Annotated in this window: 22 protein-coding genes and 1 pseudogene; 7 read left to right on the forward strand and 16 right to left on the reverse strand. The window is 64.2% G+C overall.

Features of this window, described 5'->3' with window-relative positions:
- Window positions 1–73 precede the first annotated feature (73 nt).
- Entirely contained in the window at window positions 74–970 is an 897-nt protein-coding gene (xerD, locus tag TQ98_RS21615; RefSeq protein WP_044873681.1) for a site-specific tyrosine recombinase XerD, read from the reverse strand.
- Between the two features lie 343 nt (window positions 971–1,313).
- Between xerD and TQ98_RS21620 the strand changes: the two genes are divergently transcribed.
- On the forward strand, window positions 1,314–1,994 hold the full coding sequence (locus tag TQ98_RS21620) for a hypothetical protein (RefSeq protein ID WP_044873680.1): 681 nt from the start codon (window positions 1,314–1,316) through the stop codon (window positions 1,992–1,994).
- A gap of 45 nt (window positions 1,995–2,039) precedes the next feature.
- On the opposite strand, the gene TQ98_RS21625 is transcribed toward TQ98_RS21620, so the two are convergent.
- The 6 genes from TQ98_RS21625 to ffh all read right to left on the reverse strand — a co-directional run bounded on the left by TQ98_RS21625 (window position 2,040) and on the right by ffh (window position 6,090).
- A complete protein-coding gene (locus TQ98_RS21625) occupies window positions 2,040–2,468 on the reverse strand; it encodes an acyl-CoA thioesterase (RefSeq protein WP_044873679.1) in 429 nt (142 codons plus the stop codon).
- A gap of 169 nt (window positions 2,469–2,637) precedes the next feature.
- The gene (gene rplS / locus TQ98_RS21630; protein ID WP_044873678.1) at window positions 2,638–2,988 is read right to left on the reverse strand and encodes a 50S ribosomal protein L19; all 351 of its coding nucleotides are present in this window, start codon (window positions 2,986–2,988) and stop codon (window positions 2,638–2,640) included.
- Window positions 2,989–3,032: 44 nt separating this feature from the next.
- A complete protein-coding gene (trmD, locus tag TQ98_RS21635; RefSeq protein ID WP_044873677.1) occupies window positions 3,033–3,785 on the reverse strand; it encodes a tRNA (guanosine(37)-N1)-methyltransferase TrmD in 753 nt (250 codons plus the stop codon).
- 9 nt (window positions 3,786–3,794) lie between these two features.
- Window positions 3,795–4,331: a ribosome maturation factor RimM gene (gene rimM, locus TQ98_RS21640; protein ID WP_044873676.1), complete on the reverse strand. Its 537-nt coding sequence runs from the start codon at window positions 4,329–4,331 to the stop codon at window positions 3,795–3,797.
- A 9-nt stretch (window positions 4,332–4,340) separates the two neighbouring features.
- Window positions 4,341–4,592, reverse strand: a complete 252-nt coding sequence (gene rpsP, locus TQ98_RS21645) for a 30S ribosomal protein S16 (protein ID WP_044873675.1) — start codon at window positions 4,590–4,592, stop codon at window positions 4,341–4,343.
- A 124-nt stretch (window positions 4,593–4,716) separates the two neighbouring features.
- Window positions 4,717–6,090 carry a signal recognition particle protein gene (gene ffh, locus TQ98_RS21650; RefSeq protein ID WP_044873674.1) on the reverse strand — a complete coding sequence of 458 codons (1,374 nt, stop codon included), beginning with the start codon at window positions 6,088–6,090 and terminating at the stop codon, window positions 4,717–4,719.
- Between the two features lie 156 nt (window positions 6,091–6,246).
- Between ffh and ccsA the strand changes: the two genes are divergently transcribed.
- The gene (gene ccsA / locus TQ98_RS21655; protein ID WP_044873673.1) at window positions 6,247–7,047 is read left to right on the forward strand and encodes a cytochrome c biogenesis protein CcsA; all 801 of its coding nucleotides are present in this window, start codon (window positions 6,247–6,249) and stop codon (window positions 7,045–7,047) included.
- Window positions 7,048–7,198: 151 nt separating this feature from the next.
- Window positions 7,199–7,879: pseudogene (locus TQ98_RS21660) on the forward strand (transporter associated domain-containing protein); the annotation flags it as partial.
- A gap of 24 nt (window positions 7,880–7,903) precedes the next feature.
- On the opposite strand, the gene TQ98_RS21665 reads toward TQ98_RS21660, so the two are convergent.
- The 5 genes from TQ98_RS21665 to TQ98_RS21685 are packed head-to-tail and all read right to left on the reverse strand — an operon-like array spanning window position 7,904 to window position 11,228.
- Window positions 7,904–8,677 carry an SGNH/GDSL hydrolase family protein gene (locus TQ98_RS21665; RefSeq protein ID WP_044873671.1) on the reverse strand — a complete coding sequence of 258 codons (774 nt, stop codon included), beginning with the start codon at window positions 8,675–8,677 and terminating at the stop codon, window positions 7,904–7,906.
- The gene (gene purT, locus TQ98_RS21670) at window positions 8,674–9,855 is read right to left on the reverse strand and encodes a formate-dependent phosphoribosylglycinamide formyltransferase (protein WP_044873670.1); all 1,182 of its coding nucleotides are present in this window, start codon (window positions 9,853–9,855) and stop codon (window positions 8,674–8,676) included. The genes TQ98_RS21665 and purT overlap by 4 nt, the downstream gene beginning before the upstream one ends.
- Window positions 9,856–9,872: 17 nt before the next feature.
- Window positions 9,873–10,082: a DUF1289 domain-containing protein gene (locus TQ98_RS21675; protein WP_082073264.1), complete on the reverse strand. Its 210-nt coding sequence runs from the start codon at window positions 10,080–10,082 to the stop codon at window positions 9,873–9,875.
- The gene (locus TQ98_RS21680; protein ID WP_044873668.1) at window positions 10,082–10,606 is read right to left on the reverse strand and encodes a gamma carbonic anhydrase family protein; all 525 of its coding nucleotides are present in this window, start codon (window positions 10,604–10,606) and stop codon (window positions 10,082–10,084) included. The genes TQ98_RS21675 and TQ98_RS21680 overlap by 1 nt, the downstream gene beginning before the upstream one ends.
- 19 nt (window positions 10,607–10,625) lie before the next feature.
- A complete protein-coding gene (locus TQ98_RS21685) occupies window positions 10,626–11,228 on the reverse strand; it encodes a CoA pyrophosphatase (RefSeq protein WP_044873667.1) in 603 nt (200 codons plus the stop codon).
- Window positions 11,229–11,398: 170 nt separating this feature from the next.
- On the opposite strand from TQ98_RS21685, the gene TQ98_RS21690 reads away from it, so the two are divergent.
- Both TQ98_RS21690 and TQ98_RS21695 read left to right on the forward strand, forming a co-directional pair.
- Window positions 11,399–11,953 (forward strand): NUDIX hydrolase, encoded by a 555-nt coding sequence (locus TQ98_RS21690; RefSeq protein WP_044873666.1) that lies wholly within the window; start codon window positions 11,399–11,401, stop codon window positions 11,951–11,953.
- 42 nt (window positions 11,954–11,995) lie between these two features.
- A complete protein-coding gene (locus TQ98_RS21695) occupies window positions 11,996–12,499 on the forward strand; it encodes a L,D-transpeptidase family protein (RefSeq protein WP_044873665.1) in 504 nt (167 codons plus the stop codon).
- A gap of 93 nt (window positions 12,500–12,592) precedes the next feature.
- Here TQ98_RS21695 and TQ98_RS21700 read toward each other — a convergent pair whose 3' ends face one another.
- The 3 genes from TQ98_RS21700 to TQ98_RS21710 all read right to left on the reverse strand — a co-directional run bounded on the left by TQ98_RS21700 (window position 12,593) and on the right by TQ98_RS21710 (window position 13,893).
- Window positions 12,593–12,952 (reverse strand): PilZ domain-containing protein, encoded by a 360-nt coding sequence (locus TQ98_RS21700; RefSeq protein ID WP_044873664.1) that lies wholly within the window; start codon window positions 12,950–12,952, stop codon window positions 12,593–12,595.
- Window positions 12,953–13,012: 60 nt separating this feature from the next.
- Complete coding sequence (locus tag TQ98_RS21705) at window positions 13,013–13,435, reverse strand: DUF4124 domain-containing protein (RefSeq protein ID WP_044873663.1); 423 nt, start codon at window positions 13,433–13,435, stop codon at window positions 13,013–13,015.
- A gap of 83 nt (window positions 13,436–13,518) precedes the next feature.
- Window positions 13,519–13,893 carry a hypothetical protein gene (locus TQ98_RS21710; protein ID WP_044873662.1) on the reverse strand — a complete coding sequence of 125 codons (375 nt, stop codon included), beginning with the start codon at window positions 13,891–13,893 and terminating at the stop codon, window positions 13,519–13,521.
- A gap of 169 nt (window positions 13,894–14,062) precedes the next feature.
- Here TQ98_RS21710 and TQ98_RS21715 point away from each other — a divergent pair, with 169 nt between their 5' ends.
- Window positions 14,063–14,866: a tetratricopeptide repeat protein gene (locus tag TQ98_RS21715; protein WP_044873661.1), complete on the forward strand. Its 804-nt coding sequence runs from the start codon at window positions 14,063–14,065 to the stop codon at window positions 14,864–14,866.
- Window positions 14,867–14,976: 110 nt separating this feature from the next.
- Complete coding sequence (pyk, locus tag TQ98_RS21720; RefSeq protein WP_044873660.1) at window positions 14,977–16,428, forward strand: pyruvate kinase; 1,452 nt, start codon at window positions 14,977–14,979, stop codon at window positions 16,426–16,428.
- Window positions 16,429–16,504: 76 nt separating this feature from the next.
- On the opposite strand, the gene TQ98_RS21725 is transcribed toward pyk, so the two are convergent.
- Window positions 16,505–17,278: an enoyl-CoA hydratase gene (locus TQ98_RS21725; RefSeq protein WP_044873659.1), complete on the reverse strand. Its 774-nt coding sequence runs from the start codon at window positions 17,276–17,278 to the stop codon at window positions 16,505–16,507.
- Between the last annotated feature and the right edge of the window lie 23 nt (window positions 17,279–17,301).

Here is a 17,301-nt window from a genome sequence, read left to right on the forward strand (position 1 = left end):
ACGCCGTGCGCCAGGCGGATTGTGTCGGTGGCTGAACGATTGCGAAGCGGGCCGCGAAGTGACCCGCTCCAGCTCAACCCCGGGGATGGTGGCGGGCATGGAGCTCCTGCAGACGGGCCCGGGCGATGTGGGTGTAGATCTGGGTGGTGGACAGGTCGCTGTGGCCCAGCAGCATCTGCACCACCCGCAGGTCGGCGCCGTGGTTGAGCAGGTGGGTGGCGAAGGCGTGGCGCAGGGTGTGGGGGGAGAGGGCTTTGCTGATCCCGGCCACCTGCGCCTGGTGCTTGATGCGATGCCAGAAGGTCTGGCGCGTCATCTGCTCGCCGCGCAGGCTGGGGAAGAGCACATCGCTGGGCTTGCCGTCGAGGAGGAACGGGCGCGCTTCCCGCTGATAGCGCTCCAGCCAGGCGATGGCTTCCTCGCCAAGCGGCACCAGACGCTCCTTGCTGCCCTTGCCGAAGACCTTGATCACGCCCTGACGAAGGTTGACCTGCTCGAGGGTCAGGCTCACCAGCTCGGTTACCCGCAGGCCGCAGGCGTAGAGGACTTCGAGCATCGCGCGGTCGCGCAGGCCGATGGGGTCGTCCAGCTCCGGGGCTTCCAGCAGGGCCTCCACATCGGCCTCAGACAGTGACTTGGGCAGCGGCCGGCCGATCTGCGGCAGGTCCACTTGCAGGGTCGGGTCTTCAGTGATCAGGTTCTCCCGCAGCAGGAAGCGATAGAAACCGCGCAGACCGGAGAGGAAACGCGCGGTGGAGCGGGCCTTGTAGCCCTGCTCCAGGCGCCAGGCCAGATGGTCGAGGATCAGGTCGCGCCCTGCCCTGTCCAGGGCCAGCCCACGTTCGTCGAGCCAGCCGTTGAAATGCGCGAGGTCGCTGCGGTAGGCGGAGCGGGTATGGGCGGAAAGGCCCTTCTCCAGCCAGAGGCTGTCGAGGAAGCGGTCGATAAGGGGATGGTCTAGCGCGGGCATGAGTAACGGCCTTGTCTGTGCAGGGCGCTAGTCTTTCATAGCGCTGTAGCCGATTCACCCATGACAAGGACTTCCGATGAGCGAACACCCCATCCTGCTGAGCCTGGGGGTATCGGTGCGGCTGGGTGCATCTCGCCGGGCAGCCCCTGGACTTCACACCGGAGAATGACTGGCCCCTGGTGTCCCTGATCGAAACACGGGCCCAGACCGGTGCTACCGCTGATCGCACACTGGCCCAATCACACTGACGGGCGGCATGGCCAGCCTATCCTTAGTCTGGTGACAGGATCGGGCTGGCCGTGGATGATTTCACCTTGATATCACCCAATGCCGGTACCGGAACATGGCCAACCAAATGAATTCCCGCCTGGGGCAGATCCTTATCATCAAGGGTCTGATCACGCCCCAGCAGTTGGATGCCGCGATCACGATGCAGCTCACCAGCAAGATGCGGCTGGGTGAAGTACTGATAGCGCAAGGCCTGCTGACCCAGAAGCAACTGACCCGGGCCCTGAAGAAACAGAGCAATCTGCGTCTGGCGGCTACGCTCGTGGCCGCGTTGATGAGCCCCTTTCAGATGGCCAGTGCCGATATCCAGCGTCTGCAGCCACCCGCCAGCATCAGCCGCCAGGAGACGCCGAAGGGGTTGCGCCCCCTGTCCGACCAGGAAATGAGCACTGTCAGCGCCCAGGGGCTGGACGACGTGCTGCAGGGCCTGTTCCTCCAGGCGGAGAGCGGCGACGGGCTGGGGGCGGTCAAGCAACTGGCGCGACTGGTGATGCCGGTGCTGGACAGCCTCGATGCAGAAACCTCGATGAAGGACGTGACCTACGACACCAGCCGGCTGACCTCGGTGGTCAACCCGGACGGTTCAGTGAACCTGCGCCTGCCCAGCTCCATCGGCGAGCTGCGCTTCGAGAACATTCGCGTCGCCGGGGCGCCGCAAGATCAGAGCTTCGGCAGTCTGACGCTGAGCAACATCGACCTGTCCCAGGCGTCGCTGAAGATCAGCCTGCGCCAATGATCCAGCGCGGAAATGAACAAGGCACCCAACGGGTGCCTTTTTCATTCATGCGGCGTCGGTCGCCTGGGGAAACTCCGGCAGCACCTGCACCGGGCGCTTGTCCGCATCGATAGCGACGAAACTGAACAGGCCGGTAATGGCCTTCTCGCGGGTGGCGCTGTACATGTCCTCGACGAACACCTCCACTTCCACTTTGAGGCTGGTGTTGCCCACCTTCACCACGCGACCCACCAGTTCAACGATGGAACCCGCGGGGATCGAGTGTTTGAAGTCGATGCGGTCGCTGGAGACAGTTACCAGCGGCAGGCGGCAGAAGCGCGTGGCTGCAATGAAGGACACCTCATCCATCCAGGCTAGCGCGGTGCCGCCGAACAGGGTGTTGTGATGGTTGGTGTTGGGCGGAAACACCGCCTTGGTCACCCGGCTTTCGGACAGCTCGGTCCGCCGGGCGATTTCTTGCTCTCTCGGGGTCATGCCACTACTACCTGAAGAAAACCATGTGGCTGCCACGGGCGCGGCGAATCTTGTGGTTCTTGTGCGCTGCCGGGACGGGCAGGAAAAGGACGCGGACTATCCACCGCGTACAGGCAAGAAAAAACCCGCCGAGGCGAACCTGGGCGGGTTTTTCGGGAAAGCTGGGCGATTAAACCAGCTTTTCCTTGATACGAGCTGCCTTGCCGGACAGGTCGCGGAGGTAGTACAGCTTGGCCTTGCGCACGTCGCCGCGGCGCTTGACGCTCAGGCTGTCAACCAGCGGGGAGTAGGTCTGGAAGGTACGCTCTACACCAACGCCGTTGGAGATCTTGCGAACGGTGAAGGCGCTGTTCAGGCCGCGGTTACGCTTAGCGATGACCACACCTTCGAAAGCCTGCAGACGGGAACGGTCGCCTTCCTTCACTTTCACTTGAACGATTACGGTGTCGCCTGGGGCGAACGCCGGAATCTCTTTGTTCATTTGTTCAGCTTCGAGTTGCTGAATGATCTTGTTGGTCATCGCTGTGCTCCTAAGGCAGGCCTTCTGGGCGTGCCATCGATACGTTAACTATCGTTCCGCTGGCGGATGTATTCCTCCAGCAGCTTTTTCTCTTCTCCAGAAAGCGAGCGGCAATCCAGAAGATCAGCCCGACGTTCCCAGGTGCGCCCAAGCGCCTGCTGCAAACGCCATCGCCGGATGTGTTCGTGGTTGCCACTGAGCAGCACCTCAGGAACACGCTTGCCTGCATACAACTCCGGACGAGTGTAGTGCGGGCAATCGAGCAGGCCGTCCGTAAAGGAGTCCTCCTCGGCGGAGTCCGCGTGGCCCAGCGCGCCGGGCAACAACCGCGTCACCGCATCGATCAGCACCATGGCCGGCAGCTCACCGCCGGACAGGACGTAGTCGCCAATCGACCATTCCTCATCGACGTGCTCCTCAATGAAGCGTTCGTCGATGCCTTCGTAGCGCCCGGCGATGAGGATCAATGCTTCCTCGTTCGCCAGCTCGCGCACGGCCGCCTGTTTCAACTGGCGCCCCTGCGGCGAGAGGTAGATCACCTTCGCCTTCTCCCCCGTCGCTGCCTTGGCTGCCGCCAGGGCCCGTTCCAGGGGCTGGATCTTCATCACCATGCCGGGGCCACCGCCGAAGGGCCGGTCATCCACCGTCTGGTGGCGGTCCTCGGTGAAGCTCCGCGGATTCCAGCAGTTGAGCTTGAGCAGCCCCTGCTTCACCGCACGGCTGGTGATGCCGTACTCACTGATGGCGGCGAACATCTCGGGAAAGATGCTGATGACTTCGACCTGCATGCTTTTCATGTCAGGCCCTCAGAAATCAACGTCCCAATCCACCCGTATCTCGCCGGCTTCCAGGTCGATCGACTGCACGCACTGCTCCGTGTAGGGCAACAGGCGTTCGCGATCATCCAGGCTTCCAGCGCAGGGCTTGACCACCATCACATCGTTGGCGCCGGTCTCCAGCAGGTGATCGATGCGGCCGAGCAATTGCCCGTCCTGGTTGATCACATTGAGACCTTCCAACTGGTGCCAGTAGAACTCGTCATCGTCGAGTTCCGGCAGCTCGCTGGCGGGGACACAGATTTCAAAACCTGCGTAGGTTCGCGCGATTTCGCGATCGACCAACCCCTTCAGCTTCACCACCAGGACCTTGCCGTGCACACGTCCGCTGGCGACTTCGACCTGCTTTACCTCGTCGTCACGCTTGAGCGTCCAACGGCGGTAATCGAGCACGTTATCCAGCGGATCGGTGAAGGAGTAGACCTTCACCTCGCCACGTACGCCGTGCACCGAGAAAATCTTGCCGAGAACGATGAGTTCGTCGGCGGCGGCCGGCGTCGTGCTCATAAAAGATGCTTAGGCAGCAGCCTTGGCAGCTTCCTTCAGCAGCTGAGCAACACGCTCAGACGGCTGGGCGCCCTGGCTCAGCCAGTAGCTGACGCGCTCCTGGTTTACGGAGAGCTTCACTTCAGCACCCTGGGCAACCGGGTTGAAGAAACCGATGCGCTCTACGAAGCGACCGTCGCGCGCGTTGCGGCTGTTGGTCACGGTCAGGTGGTAGAAGGGGCGCTTCTTGGAGCCGCCACGGGCAAGACGGATGGTTACCATTGAACTTCGTTCCTATAGTCGGTGCTTTTCAAGCATGGGCCATGGGCCCGAAAGGCCGCATATTCTAAGGATTATCCGGCCGATTGCAAATCTCTTTTTAGAGGCCGCCGGTCGGCGGCCCAGCTCACATCTTCGGCATGCCGCCGGGGAACATGCTGCCCATGCCGCGCATCATCTTGGCCATGCCGCCCTTGGCGGTGACCTTCTTCATCATCTTCTGCATCTGTTTATGCTGCTTGATGAGACGGCCGACGTCCTGCACCTGGGTGCCGGAGCCCAGCGCGATACGGCGTTTGCGCGAGCCGCTGATCATTTCCGGATCGCGGCGTTCGGCAGGGGTCATGGAGTTGATGATCGCCTCCATCTGCTTGAACTGCTTCTCCGCCGCGTTCTGTGCGTTGCCCATCTGCGCCAGGTTGACGCCGCCAAGCATGGGCAGCTTGTCCATCAGGCTGCCGAGGCCGCCCATGCTCTTCATCTGCTGCAGCTGGTCGCGGAAGTCTTCCAGGTCGAAACCCTTGCCCTTCTTGATCTTCTTGGCGAGCTTCTCGGCCTTCTCCCGGTCCATGTTCTGCTCGGCCTGTTCGATCAGGCTGAGCACGTCACCCATACCGAGGATGCGCGAGGCGACGCGGTCCGGGTGGAAGGGGTCGAGGGCTTCGGTCTTCTCGCCCATGCCGAGGAATTTGATCGGCTTGCCGGTGATGGCGCGGACCGAGAGAGCGGCACCGCCACGGGCGTCGCCGTCGACCTTGGTCAGCACCACGCCGGTCAGCGGCAGGGCGTCATTGAAGGCCTTGGCGGTGTTGGCGGCGTCCTGACCGGTCATGGCGTCGACCACGAACAGCGTTTCCACCGGCTTGATGGCGGCGTGGACGTGCTTGATCTCGTCCATCATCTCGGCGTCGACGTGCAGGCGACCGGCGGTGTCGACGATGACGACATCAATGAACTTCAGCTTGGCTTCGCGGATCGCCGACTGGGCGATGTCCACCGGCTTCTGGCTGGTGTCGGAGGGGAAGAAGGTGACGCCGATGTCATTGGCCAGGGTTTCCAGCTGCTTGATCGCAGCGGGGCGGTAAACGTCCGCCGATACCACCAGCACGGTTTTCTTCTTGCGCTCCTTGAGGAAGCGCGCCAGCTTGCCCACGGTGGTGGTCTTGCCCGCACCCTGCAGGCCAGCCATCAGGATCACCGCCGGCGGAGCGGCATTCAGCGCCAGGTCCTCGTTGGCGGCGCCCATCAGCTCCACCAGCTCGGCCTGGACGATCTTCACGAAAGCCTGGCCGGGGGTCAGGCTCTTGGAAACCTCGGTACCGACCGCACGGTCCTTGATCTTGTTGACGAAGTCCTTCACCACCGGCAGGGCGACGTCGGCCTCGAGCAGGGCCATGCGCACTTCACGCAGGGTGTCCTTGATGTTGTCCTCGGTCAGCTTGGCCTTGCCGGTGACATGGCGCAGCGTCTGTGAGAGGCGGTCGGTTAGGTTTTCAAACATGCACGTTCCTTTCGGGCTCTCTTGAGCCCCGGCTGAGCTTGCTGCAGGCGGCGGAGTATAACGAAGTGTCGGCGCCACCGACACCGCCAGCGGTCTTTCACCGGCAGGGCATGTATGCCACACTCACTGCCTTTCGGGCTTGCCTTACAAGGACTTATGCACCCTCTGCTGCCCAGCCTCCTGGCTGCATTCCTCTATGCGGGCACCACTGGTTACCAGGGCCTTCGCCTCAGCCAGCGCATCACGCCGGACAAGCGCCTGCTGATCCTCGGCAGCGGCCTGGCCCTGCTCGCCCATTGCGCCGCACTCGTCCTCCAGTTGCTGACCCCCGCCGGGCTCTATCTGGACTTCTTCAATGCGGCCAGCCTGATCGCCGCCGCGGTGATCCTGCTGACCATCGTGGCCAGCGCTCGGATTCCCATCGAGAACCTTCTGCTCCTGCTGCTCCCACTCGGCGCCCTGACGGTGCTGGCGGCGGCGCTGGTGCCCGGCGGCACCTCCCAGGCCATCGATGAAGAGCCAGGCATCCTCGCGCACATCCTGCTGTCGATCCTGGCCTACGGCCTGCTCACGATGGCCGTGTTCCAGGCCTTGTTGCTGCTCCTGCAGGACCACCAGCTCAAACACAAGCACCCGTCCGGCCTGATCAAGAACTTCCCTGCCCTGCAGACCATGGAAAGCCTGCTGTTCAGCTTCCTCTGGGCGGGCTGGGGCCTGCTCTCGCTGTCGCTGATTTCCGGCTGGCTGTTCGTCGATAACCTGTTCGCCCAGCACCTGGCGCACAAGACCATCCTGTCCTGCATTGCCTGGGTCGTGTTCGGTGTCCTGCTCTGGGGCCGCCATCAGCTCGGCTGGCGCGGGCACAAGGCCATCCGCTGGACCCTGGCGGGTTTCTGCCTGTTGATGCTGGCGTATTTCGGCAGCAAGCTGGTCCGCGAATTCATCCTTCACGTCTGACGACCCCATGCACGGACTGCTCGCCGGCCTCCTCCTCGGAATCACCCTCTCCCTGGTAGCCGGCGCGCTGGTCGCGTGGCTCGCAACCCGGCGCCGCAATGGCGTGGAAATCCAGCCACAGTCCCGACTACCGGTGGCGGTGAGCGACTCCCTGCAGCGGGTCACCGTCAGCGCCATCATGATTCCCCGCAGCGAGATCCAGGGCATCGACCTGGATGCCTCGCCGGACGAACTCCTCGCCCAGCTGCAGAACGCCACCCACACACGCCTGCCGCTCTATCGCGAAGACATCAACCAGATCGAAGGCATCCTCCACCTGCGCCAGCTGGCTCGCCTGCTGGCCGAAGGGACGCCCACTGCCGAGATGCTGATGGCGGTGAGCCGGGAAACCTACTTCGTGCCGGAAAGCACGCCCCTGCTGACGCAACTGGTGAACTTCCAGAAGCAGAAGCGCCGCCTCGGCATCGTGGTCGACGAATACGGTGACGTGGTCGGCCTGGTCAGCCTGGAGGACATCTTCCAGGAACTGGTGGGCGAATTCGGCAGCCTGGAAGACTTCGCCCCCAATCCGGGCATCCAGTCCCGCGACGACGGCCGCTACGAACTGGACGGCGCGCTGCACCTTCGGGAGCTGAACCGGGTGTTGGGCTGGCACCTGCCCTGCGACGGCCCCAAGACGCTCAACGGCCTGATCACCGAGGCCCTGGAGCAGATTCCCGACTGCAGCGTCTGTCTCAAGGTCGGCCCCTACCGCCTGGAAATCCTCCAGTCCGGCGAAAACCGTGTGCAGCGCGTGCTTGCCTGGCGCGCAGGCCTTACGCCAAAGGCCTAGCGGCGGGTCTGGCGGACCTCAACCTCACGCGCCAAGACCGATCGCCAGCCCCTTTGCCTTCCGAGGCGGCAACGCCACAGCGGCGAACCGCTCTGCCAGCGCCTCGCCCCAGACCCGATAGCCAAGCGTCGAAGGGTGATAGCCATCCAGCGCCAGGAACTCCGGGCGCATGTCCAGACGGGTGGCGTGACAATCCCACCCCTCTTTCCGGGCCAGTTCGTGCAGTTGGCGATCCAACAGACGTGCGCGCCAGCCGAGCAAGCGACGCAGCAACCAGGGCAAGGCGCTGAAATGCTCCAGCGGCGGCACGCCGGAGAAGGCGACCCGCACACCCCGACCGGCGAAATGCCGGGCCAGGCCCGCCAGAGAAGCCCGCCAGCGCCGGCTGGAGCTGAAATGCGTGGTGTCGTTGACGCCGAAGACCAGCAGCACCCAGTCAGCGGGCTCGTCTGCCACCTGGGGCAGCAGGCGCTCCAAGGCTTCGCCGGCGGTGATGCCGTTCTCGCCGCACGCACGCCAGGCCACCGGCCGCTTCAAGCGAGCCGCAAGGGAAGAGGCCAGTTGGCCGGCGAGGGCGTAGTCCAGGCAGGAAGCCCCAACGCCGGCGACGGTGGATTCACCGATCAGAAGAAGACGCAGGGGCTCGCCATCGAACCCGCCCCCTGCCACACCGCGCTCAGGGCCGGCGGCGGGCGCCAGGCGCAGGGCGGTGCGACGGGTATGTACGGCCATGGGCAATGCCAGGGGCAGCAGCGGCAACGCCGCTACCCACCAGCACAGCGTGGCCAGGTGGCTCACAGCTGGACGTCGACCGCCTGGGCCGAACGGGCTGCCTTGGCCCGCGCCAGGTCAGTGGACTCATCCCGCGCCAGGGCCACGCCCATGCGGCGCTGGCCGTCCACTTCCGGCTTGCCGAACAGGCGCAGCGCGGTATCGGGCTCGCTGAGGGCGGCGCCCAGGTTGCCGAAGCTGACCTGGCTGGACTTGCCCTCCACCAGGATCACCGCCGAAGCCGACGGGCCCGTCTGGCGGATTGCCGGGATCGGCAGACCGAGGATGGCCCGGGCGTGCAGGGCGAATTCGGACAGGTCCTGGGAGATCAGGGTCACGAGGCCGGTGTCGTGGGGGCGCGGCGAGACTTCGCTGAACCACACCTGGTCGCCCTTGATGAACAGTTCGACGCCAAACAGACCGCGGCCACCCAGGGCCTCGGTGACCGCCTGGGCGACACGTTCGGACTCGGCCAGGGCCTTCGGGCTCATGGCCTGGGGCTGCCAGGATTCGTGGTAGTCACCCTTCACCTGACGATGGCCGATGGGGGCGCAGAAGCTGGTGCCGCCGATATGGCGCACGGTGAGCAGGGTGATCTCGTAGTCGAAGTCGATGAAGCCTTCGACGATGACCCGGCCCTTGCCAGCGCGACCGCCCTCCTGGGCGTAATCCCAGGCGGCCTTGAGGTCGGCGTCGGACTTGAGCACCGACTGGCCCTTGCCCGAGGAACTCATGATCGGCTTGACCACACAGGGGTAACCCACGCTGGCCACGGCGGCGCTGTAGTCTTCGAACGTGTCGGCGAAGTGGAAGGGCGAAGTGGGCAGGCCCAGCTCCTCGGCGGCGAGGCGGCGGATGCCTTCGCGATTCATGGTCAGCTGCGCGGCACGGGCGGTGGGCACCACGGTGAAACCTTCAGCCTCCAGCTCCACAAGCGTCGCGGTGGCAATGGCCTCGATCTCCGGCACGATGTAGTGCGGCTTCTCCTGCTCGATCACGGCGCGCAGGGCGGCACCGTCCAGCATGCTGATCACGTGGCTGCGATGGGCCACTTGCATGGCCGGAGCATCAGCGTAACGGTCGACGGCAATCACTTCGCAGCCGAGGCGCTGCAGTTCGATCGCCACCTCCTTGCCGAGCTCGCCGGAGCCGCACAGCAGTACGCGGGTCGCGCTGGGCGACAAGGGGGTTCCAATACGGGGCATGTCATTTCCTCGGGGATTCAAGAAGCCTGGGTCGGGGGCGTGATGAACAAGCCGCTGGCCTTGGCGCGCTCGAAACAGCGTGCCAGGACTTCGCGGCGCTCGGCATTATCCATCCGGCCCCAACGGGTGATTTCATCAGCGGTGCGCTGGCAGCCGCTGCAAATGTCATGGTCGTCCAGCACGCAGACCTGCACGCAGGGGGAGCGGACGGGGCGCTCAACATCCATCAGTCGTCCTGCTCCGCCAGGTCGCGGGCGTAGCGCTGGGCGTTGTGCACATAGTGGGCGGCGCTGGCCTCGAGCATCTTCTTTTGCTGCTCGGTCAGCTCACGCACCACCTTGCCGGGCGAGCCCATGACCAGCGAACCGTCGGGAATTTCCTTGCCTTCTGGGATCAGCGCATTGGCGCCGATGATGCAGTACTTGCCAATCTTCGCGCCGTTGAGCACCACCGCGTTGATGCCAATCAGGCTGAAGTCGCCCACCGAGCAGCCGTGGAGCATGGCGTTGTGGCCGATGGTGACGGAGCGGCCGATATTCAGCGGATAGCCCATGTCGGTGTGCATCACGGTGCCGTCCTGGACATTGCTGTTCTCGCCAATGTGGATCAGCTCATTGTCCCCGCGCAGTACGGCGCCGAACCAGACACTGGCGCCGGCGTCCAGGCGCACCTTGCCCACCAGGGTGGCGGTGGGGGCAGTCCAGCTATCAGGGTGGGCGTCGACCTGGGCGGTTCCAAGGCGGTATTTCATCAGGCGCTCCTAACGGGGCTTATTTGAGTTTTACAAAGCTCTCGGGCGCGCGGGACATCTCGATCCCGGCGTCGTAGACCAGGTTGACCAGTTCCACGACCATGATCGCGGTCAGGCCCCAGATCTTGTATTCGCCGAACTGGTAGCAGGGCACGTACCAACTGCGGCCGAGGTAGTCGATGCGGTGGGTCATCTGGCGCGGGTCGTCGCGGAAGAACTCCAGCGGCACGCTGAAAACGGAGTCGATCTCACCATGATTGGCCCGGTACTGGACGAAGTCCGGAACCAGTCCCACAAAGGGGGTGACCTTGATGCCATGGCGGGACACCAAGGGGCTGAGGGGGCCGATGATTTCCACCAGACCGGGGGGCAGCCCCACCTCCTCTTCCGCCTCGCGCAGGGCCGTGCGAATCAGGTCCGCATCCTCGGGATCGCGGCGGCCGCCCGGGAAGGCAACTTCGCCGCCGTGGGTGGACAGCCCGCTGGCACGCAGGGTCAGGATCAGCTCCGGTTCGTCGCTGCGAGTGATGGGCACCAGCACCGCGGCTTCGGGGAAATCGCGATCAGCCTCCAAGGTTCTCGGGGAGTAGCTCTGCACGCGACGGAGCAGGTCATCCAGCATGGACATTCTCGTTGTTCTCGACTGCCGGGCATCATGGCATGAACCACTGGACCGCCCAACCCCCGGACCGACAGGTCGCATCATTCACCGCCTTTGGTTGGGTCCCGGTCGCTGCTTGCCGTGCGACACCGTGCCGCGCCAAGATGGTCGCCTGACCCCGAGGAACCACGATGAAATTCTGCAGCCAGTGCGGCGGACCGGTCGTCCAGCGCATCCCCGACGGCGACAGCCGCCTGCGCTACGTGTGTGACAACTGCCACACCATCCATTATCAGAACCCGCGCATCGTCGCCGGTTGCCTGCCGGTGTGGGGCGAGCAGGTGCTGCTCTGCCGCCGCGCCATCGACCCGCGCAAGGGCTACTGGACCCTGCCGGCCGGTTTCATGGAGAACGGCGAGACCATGGAGCAGGCCGCCACCCGTGAAACCCTCGAGGAAGCCTGCGCCCGGGTGCGCAACCTCAGCCTCTATACCCTCTTCGACCTGCCCCACATCAGCCAGGTCTACACCTTCTTCCGTGCCGAACTGGTGGACCTGGACTTCGCCGCCGGCGACGAAAGCCTGGAAGTCCGACTGTTCCACGAACGGGATATTCCCTGGTCGGAGCTGGCTTTTCCGACTGTCGGCCGTACCTTAGAATGCTACTTCGCCGACCGCGCCGGGCAGGTCTTCCCGGTGCGCAACGAGCCGCTGGCGCCGTTGCTGGCCTACTACAAAAAAGCCTGACCGCTATTCTGCTTAATTGAACACTGTGGGGATGCTGTTCCGATGCGCTGGTTGCTAGTTGTCCTTTCCATGAGCCTTGCCGCTTTCGCCCAGGCAAGCGCGGCGCCGTCCCTGGGTGGAAAGTCCATCGACAAGGTCCTGGTGGTGAAGTCAGAGCGCAAGCTGCTCCTGATGAACCGTGGCGACATCCTCAAGTCCTATCGCATTTCCCTGGGCAAGCAACCCAGCGGCCCCAAGCTGCGCGAAGGCGACCAGCGCACCCCGGAAGGCTTCTACTGGATCGACTGGCGCAAGACCAGCGACAAGTTCAACCTCGCCATGCACATCTCCTATCCCAACGCCCGCGACGCCGCCAAGGCCCAGGAGAAGGGCGTGTCGCCCGGCGGCATGATCATGATCCACGGCACCCCGCTGGATGATGAATACCCGGAGTGGTACTTCCACACCCTGGACTGGACCGAGGGCTGTATCGCCATGAAAAACTCGGACATGCGCGAGATCTGGAGCCTGGTGAAGGACGGCACCCTGATCGAAATCCGCCCCTGAGGGGAACTGCTGCGAAAAAGGCGCCATCTGGCGCCTTTTTCTTTGATCTGCGGAAATAGGTGAGACCGACTCCCGGCTTTTTTTCAGGCAGACTCAGGCCGAGGCGGCCAAAGGGCGAAAGCTGAAATAGAAACGCAGTGCATCGATGAGGTCGGCGTACTCCGCTGGCGGGGCGATCAGGGAGAAGCCGGAATCGTAGTGCCCGGGCGTAACGTCCTCGTGGCACCAGTGGCAGGTCGCATAGAAGTCGATGAAATGCAACTGCCCATCCTTGCCCGGTATCTTCAGGCGCATGTCGAAGCGCGCATCCACCAGCATGGGCAGCTGGCTGATCAGCATCAGGCCGTCCATGGAGACATTGCCCAGATACCCCATGGGCTTGTCGGTGATGCGATTGAACACCTTCAGGTAATAAGGAAGCTGATGGCGTTCGATACGGCGCTTGCTGGGCATGATATCAAATCGCTATTGATGGCACTTTAGTATGGACGTATTGCCGTCCCAGACCAACCTTCACTTGCATTCACGAGCCACGCGCTCAGCGAGTTGGCGACGGAAGGCCTCGACCTGCTCATCAGTGTAGTACTGACGCTCACCGCGTTGATCCAGATGGTAGAACGATCCGCTGTGGTTCAACTGTTCCTGCTGCTCGCGGTACTCGCTACAGCGCTTCTGCTGCTCCGCTCGTGCCTGCGCTGCCTCGCTTGCGGCGACTTTATGCTCTTCCCGACGCGCGTCGAATACCTTGGCCGTGCGCGCTTCGCGGTCCCGGGTTGCCTGATCCCGCTCAATGACCTGGGGTTTCACGATGACCTGTTCGGCGCCCTGTCGGGGTGTTTCGCTGAAATGCACCTGACCCTGGGCATCAGTCCAACGGTAAATCTCGGCTCCGGCGAGCGCCGGCACCAATAGCAGGCACCAGATCAGAAGGCGCATTCCATGGCTCCTCGGGTAGATGGTCAGCTTAGTCCCGCTCCGACACGGCTCAAGCCGGCCGCGACCGACGGCCTGATCGGACGTCACAGCGGCGCCGGGTTCGTCCTCGCGCCGCTGCCACTCAGATGACCAAGCTGCTGCAGCGTCTCCAGCCGCGCCTTGGCGCGATAGGCGTATTCGCTGGTGGGGTAGCGGGTAATGATGAACTGATACGTCTGGGCCGCGTCAACGAACAGGCTCTGGCGCTCCAGGCACTGGCCACGCAGCAGCGAAATTTCCGGCTGCATGTACTGGCGGGAGCGACTCTCGCGCTCGGCCTTGGACAGCGAGAGCATCGCGTCCGCGCAATCGCCCCGATCATAGGCGCGGTAGGCGCTGTTCAGGTGGGTGTCGAGCGCCCAGCGGCTGGTGCAACCGGTGGTCGCTGCCAGCAGGCTGAGGATGATCAGGGTTCGCATGGGTAATTCCTCCGTCCATTGGGATATCGGCCGGCCGCGCTACTTCTTCAGGCCGCCAGGCGGTGGCAAGGTGCCAAGCATAACCTCCGATTGGTCGTGAAGGTGCCCGCCCCGAATCGAGGACCGCCGCTGCTAGACTCCCGGCAACGCCCACGGCCCCGGTCCCACCATGCACGTCCAGCGCAGCGCCCTCCTCGCCCTCTGCCTCCTGCTGGGCGCCTGCTCGCCCACCACCCCGCTGTTCATCACCCAGCTCACCACCAACGAAGTCGTGGAATACAAGACCATGAAGAGCCAGCGCATGGCTGCCGCGGTGGAAGAGGAAGGCGACCTGCTGACCTACAGCGCCATGGCCATCCGCGACGCCAAGAGCCCGGAGGCCGAGGAGCTGTACCTGGTGGGTTACCGCGACGACAGGTTCAGCGACGACGTACGCGCCATCGCCCTCTACCAGATCGGCCTCATCTATATGAGCCGCTACAACGACCAGCGCGACGACGCCAAGGCCCTCGCCTACCTGCAGCGCGTGCTGGACGAATTCCCCGCCAGCCGCGCCGCCGAGCGGGCCGAGGCACGCATCCTGGTCATCCGCCAGCGCGCCAGGGAGCCGGTGCAGAAAACATCCCGTGAACTCCTCGCCAGTTGGAAGCCCAGCAGCAACCTCGACCTCTACAAGCCCGGCCTGGACCCGGACATGACCCTGTTGTCGCGCCGCGCCGTGCTCAAGGACCGCGTCGCCGAAGCCGAGGAGCTCTACCGGCTGGCGCTGTCGGACGATCATGTGCAGCCCGACATCAAGCAGAAGGCGCTCTATCAGTTGGCCCTGATGTACATGGCACCGGACAATCCCCACGCCAGTCGCGACAAGGCCATCGGCTACCTGCGCCGGTTGCTGGTGCAATTCCCCGACAGCGACCTGGCCCCGAAGGCGTCCCACCACCTGGACCAGATCCTCAATCGGAACGACACCTGAAACCGTCCGGCGGGCCACCTGAAACAATTCAGCGGGTAGTGAAAAGGAACAATGACTACAGTTTTCCCGCGTAGTAGCCTCGGGCTCAGCTTGAAAAATGGAGTCTTCGCATGCCCTTCCGCCGCACCAAAATCGTCGCCACCCTCGGCCCGGCCAGCAACTCCCCGGAGGTCCTGGAGCAACTGATCGTCGCCGGGCTCAACGTCGCCCGCCTGAACTTCTCCCATGGCACCCCCGAGGAACACAAGGCACGCGCCCGCCTGGTGCGTGAACTGGCCGCCAAGCACGGTCGCTTCGTCGCCCTGCTCGGCGACCTGCAAGGTCCGAAGATCCGTATCGCCAAGTTCGCCAACAAGCGCATCGAGCTGAAAGAAGGCGACAGCTTCCGCTTCTCCGTCACCCATCCGCGCGACGCCGGTAACCAGGAAGTGGTCGGCATCGACTACCCGGACCTGGTGAAGGACTGCGGCGTGGGCGACGAACTGCTGCTGGACGACGGCCGCGTGGTGATGCGCGTGGAAGCCACCACCGCCGACGAACTGCAGTGCCGCGTGACCATCGGCGGCCCGCTGTCCGACCACAAGGGCATCAACCGCCGTGGCGGTGGCCTGACCGCGCCGGCCCTGACTGCCAAGGACAAGGCCGATATCAAACTGGCCGCGGAAATGGAGCTGGACTACCTGGCCGTCTCCTTCCCCCGTGACGCCGCCGACATGGAACTGGCCCGCCGCCTGCGCGACGAGGCCGGCGGCAAGGCCTGGCTGGTGGCCAAGATCGAACGCGCCGAAGCCGTGGCCGACGACGAGGCCCTGGACGGCCTGATCCGTGCCAGCGACGCGGTGATGGTGGCCCGTGGCGACCTGGGCGTTGAAATCGGTGACGCCGAACTGGTGGGCATCCAGAAGAAAATCATCCTGCACGCCCGCCGCTACAACAAAGCCGTGATCACCGCGACCCAGATGATGGAGTCGATGATCCACAGCCCGATGCCGACCCGCGCGGAAGTCTCCGACGTAGCCAACGCCGTGCTCGACTACACCGACGCCGTGATGCTTTCGGCCGAGAGCGCCGCCGGCGAATACCCGGTGGAAGCCGTGCAGGCCATGGCACGCATCTGCCAGGGTGCCGAGAAGCACCCGGACAGCCGCCGCTCCCACCACCGCGTCGGCCAGACCTTCGATCGCTGCGACGAGAGCATCGCCCTGGCGTCGATGTACACCGCCAACCACTTCCCCGGCATCAAGGCCATCATCTGCCTGACCGAGAGTGGCTACACCCCACTGATCATGTCGCGCATCCGCTCCTCGGTGCCGATCTTCGCCTACTCCCCGCACCGCGAAACCCAGGCTCGCGTGGCGCTGTTCCGTGGCGTAGAGACCATTCCCTTCGACGCCGCCGCGCTGCCGCCGGAGAAGGTCAGCCAGATGGCCGTGGACGAGCTGCTGCAACGCGGCGTGGTGACCAAGGGTGACTGGGTCATCCTGACCAAGGGCGACAGCTACACCACCCAGGGCGGCACCAACACCATGAAGATCCTCCACGTGGGCGATCTGCTGGTCTGATCCGGCCAGGAACGAAAAAGCCGCCCTTCGGGGCGGCTTTTTTCATGGTGTGGCCTGAAACCTTGTACGCGCGAACTCACCCGAACTTCGAGAAATCCGGTTTGCGGCGCTGGGTGAAGGCCGACAGCGCCTCCACGGCTTCCGGTGAGCGCAGGCGCTGGCCGAACAGCTCGCCTTCTTCGGTGATCACCCGGCGCAGCTCTTCGCGGCCCGGCGCCTGCATCAGGCGCTTGCTGACCTCAAGGGCCGAGGGTGCCAGGTCGAGGAAACGCAGCGCAGCTTCCTTGGCCCGGGCGAAGGCCGCAGCACCGTTTTCCACGGCAGCATTGGCAATGCCCCAGCTGGCCGCCTGCTCACCGGTGAAGCCCTCGCCCAGCAGCAGCAATTCCGCCGCCTTGGCGTGGCCGAGCAGGCGCGGCAGGATCAGGCTGGAACCGAACTCCGGGCACAGGCCGAGATTGACGAAGGGCATCTTCAGCTTGGCGTCGGCGCTGACGTAGACCAGGTCGCAATGCAGCAGCAGCGTGGTGCCGATGCCCACCGCCGGGCCGCTCACCGCAGCCACTACCGGTTTGGGGAAATCGAACAGCGCGCGCATGAACTGGAACACCGGGCTGTCCATGCTGGTCGGCGGCTCCTGGAGGAAATCGACGATATCGTTGCCGCTGGTGAAGCAGTCCTCGTCACCGGTAATCAGCACCACGCGCACCTCACGGTCTTCGCGGGCCGCATCCAGCACCTCGGCCATACGGCTGTACATGGCGCGGGTCAGGGCATTCTTCTTGTCCGGGCGGTTCATGCGCAGCGTCAGCAGGCCCTGCTCGCGTTCGACCAGAATATGCTCGCTCATGGAAATTCCTCGATGTGCTTGGA

The organism is Pseudomonas sp. LFM046 (assembly GCF_000949385.2).
GTDB lineage: Bacteria > Pseudomonadota > Gammaproteobacteria > Pseudomonadales > Pseudomonadaceae > Metapseudomonas.

Bases quoted from the DNA above. Each gene is read 5' to 3' on its own strand.
- xerD (WP_044873681.1), bottom strand. From the start codon at position 970: ATGCCCGCGCTAGACCATCCCCTTATCGACCGCTTCCTCGACAGCCTC.
- TQ98_RS21620 (WP_044873680.1), top strand. From the start codon at position 1,314: ATGGCCAACCAAATGAATTCCCGCCTGGGGCAGATCCTTATCATCAAG.
- TQ98_RS21625 (WP_044873679.1), bottom strand. From the start codon at position 2,468: ATGACCCCGAGAGAGCAAGAAATCGCCCGGCGGACCGAGCTGTCCGAA.
- rplS (WP_044873678.1), bottom strand. From the start codon at position 2,988: ATGACCAACAAGATCATTCAGCAACTCGAAGCTGAACAAATGAACAAA.
- trmD (WP_044873677.1), bottom strand. From the start codon at position 3,785: ATGAAAAGCATGCAGGTCGAAGTCATCAGCATCTTTCCCGAGATGTTC.
- rimM (WP_044873676.1), bottom strand. From the start codon at position 4,331: ATGAGCACGACGCCGGCCGCCGCCGACGAACTCATCGTTCTCGGCAAG.
- rpsP (WP_044873675.1), bottom strand. From the start codon at position 4,592: ATGGTAACCATCCGTCTTGCCCGTGGCGGCTCCAAGAAGCGCCCCTTC.
- ffh (WP_044873674.1), bottom strand. From the start codon at position 6,090: ATGTTTGAAAACCTAACCGACCGCCTCTCACAGACGCTGCGCCATGTC.
- ccsA (WP_044873673.1), top strand. From the start codon at position 6,247: ATGCACCCTCTGCTGCCCAGCCTCCTGGCTGCATTCCTCTATGCGGGC.
- purT (WP_044873670.1), bottom strand. From the start codon at position 9,855: ATGCCCCGTATTGGAACCCCCTTGTCGCCCAGCGCGACCCGCGTACTG.
- TQ98_RS21675 (WP_082073264.1), bottom strand. From the start codon at position 10,082: ATGGATGTTGAGCGCCCCGTCCGCTCCCCCTGCGTGCAGGTCTGCGTG.
- TQ98_RS21680 (WP_044873668.1), bottom strand. From the start codon at position 10,606: ATGAAATACCGCCTTGGAACCGCCCAGGTCGACGCCCACCCTGATAGC.
- TQ98_RS21685 (WP_044873667.1), bottom strand. From the start codon at position 11,228: ATGCTGGATGACCTGCTCCGTCGCGTGCAGAGCTACTCCCCGAGAACC.
- TQ98_RS21690 (WP_044873666.1), top strand. From the start codon at position 11,399: ATGAAATTCTGCAGCCAGTGCGGCGGACCGGTCGTCCAGCGCATCCCC.
- TQ98_RS21695 (WP_044873665.1), top strand. From the start codon at position 11,996: ATGCGCTGGTTGCTAGTTGTCCTTTCCATGAGCCTTGCCGCTTTCGCC.
- TQ98_RS21700 (WP_044873664.1), bottom strand. From the start codon at position 12,952: ATGCCCAGCAAGCGCCGTATCGAACGCCATCAGCTTCCTTATTACCTG.
- TQ98_RS21705 (WP_044873663.1), bottom strand. From the start codon at position 13,435: ATGCGCCTTCTGATCTGGTGCCTGCTATTGGTGCCGGCGCTCGCCGGA.
- TQ98_RS21710 (WP_044873662.1), bottom strand. From the start codon at position 13,893: ATGCGAACCCTGATCATCCTCAGCCTGCTGGCAGCGACCACCGGTTGC.
- TQ98_RS21715 (WP_044873661.1), top strand. From the start codon at position 14,063: ATGCACGTCCAGCGCAGCGCCCTCCTCGCCCTCTGCCTCCTGCTGGGC.
- pyk (WP_044873660.1), top strand. From the start codon at position 14,977: ATGCCCTTCCGCCGCACCAAAATCGTCGCCACCCTCGGCCCGGCCAGC.
- TQ98_RS21725 (WP_044873659.1), bottom strand. From the start codon at position 17,278: ATGAGCGAGCATATTCTGGTCGAACGCGAGCAGGGCCTGCTGACGCTG.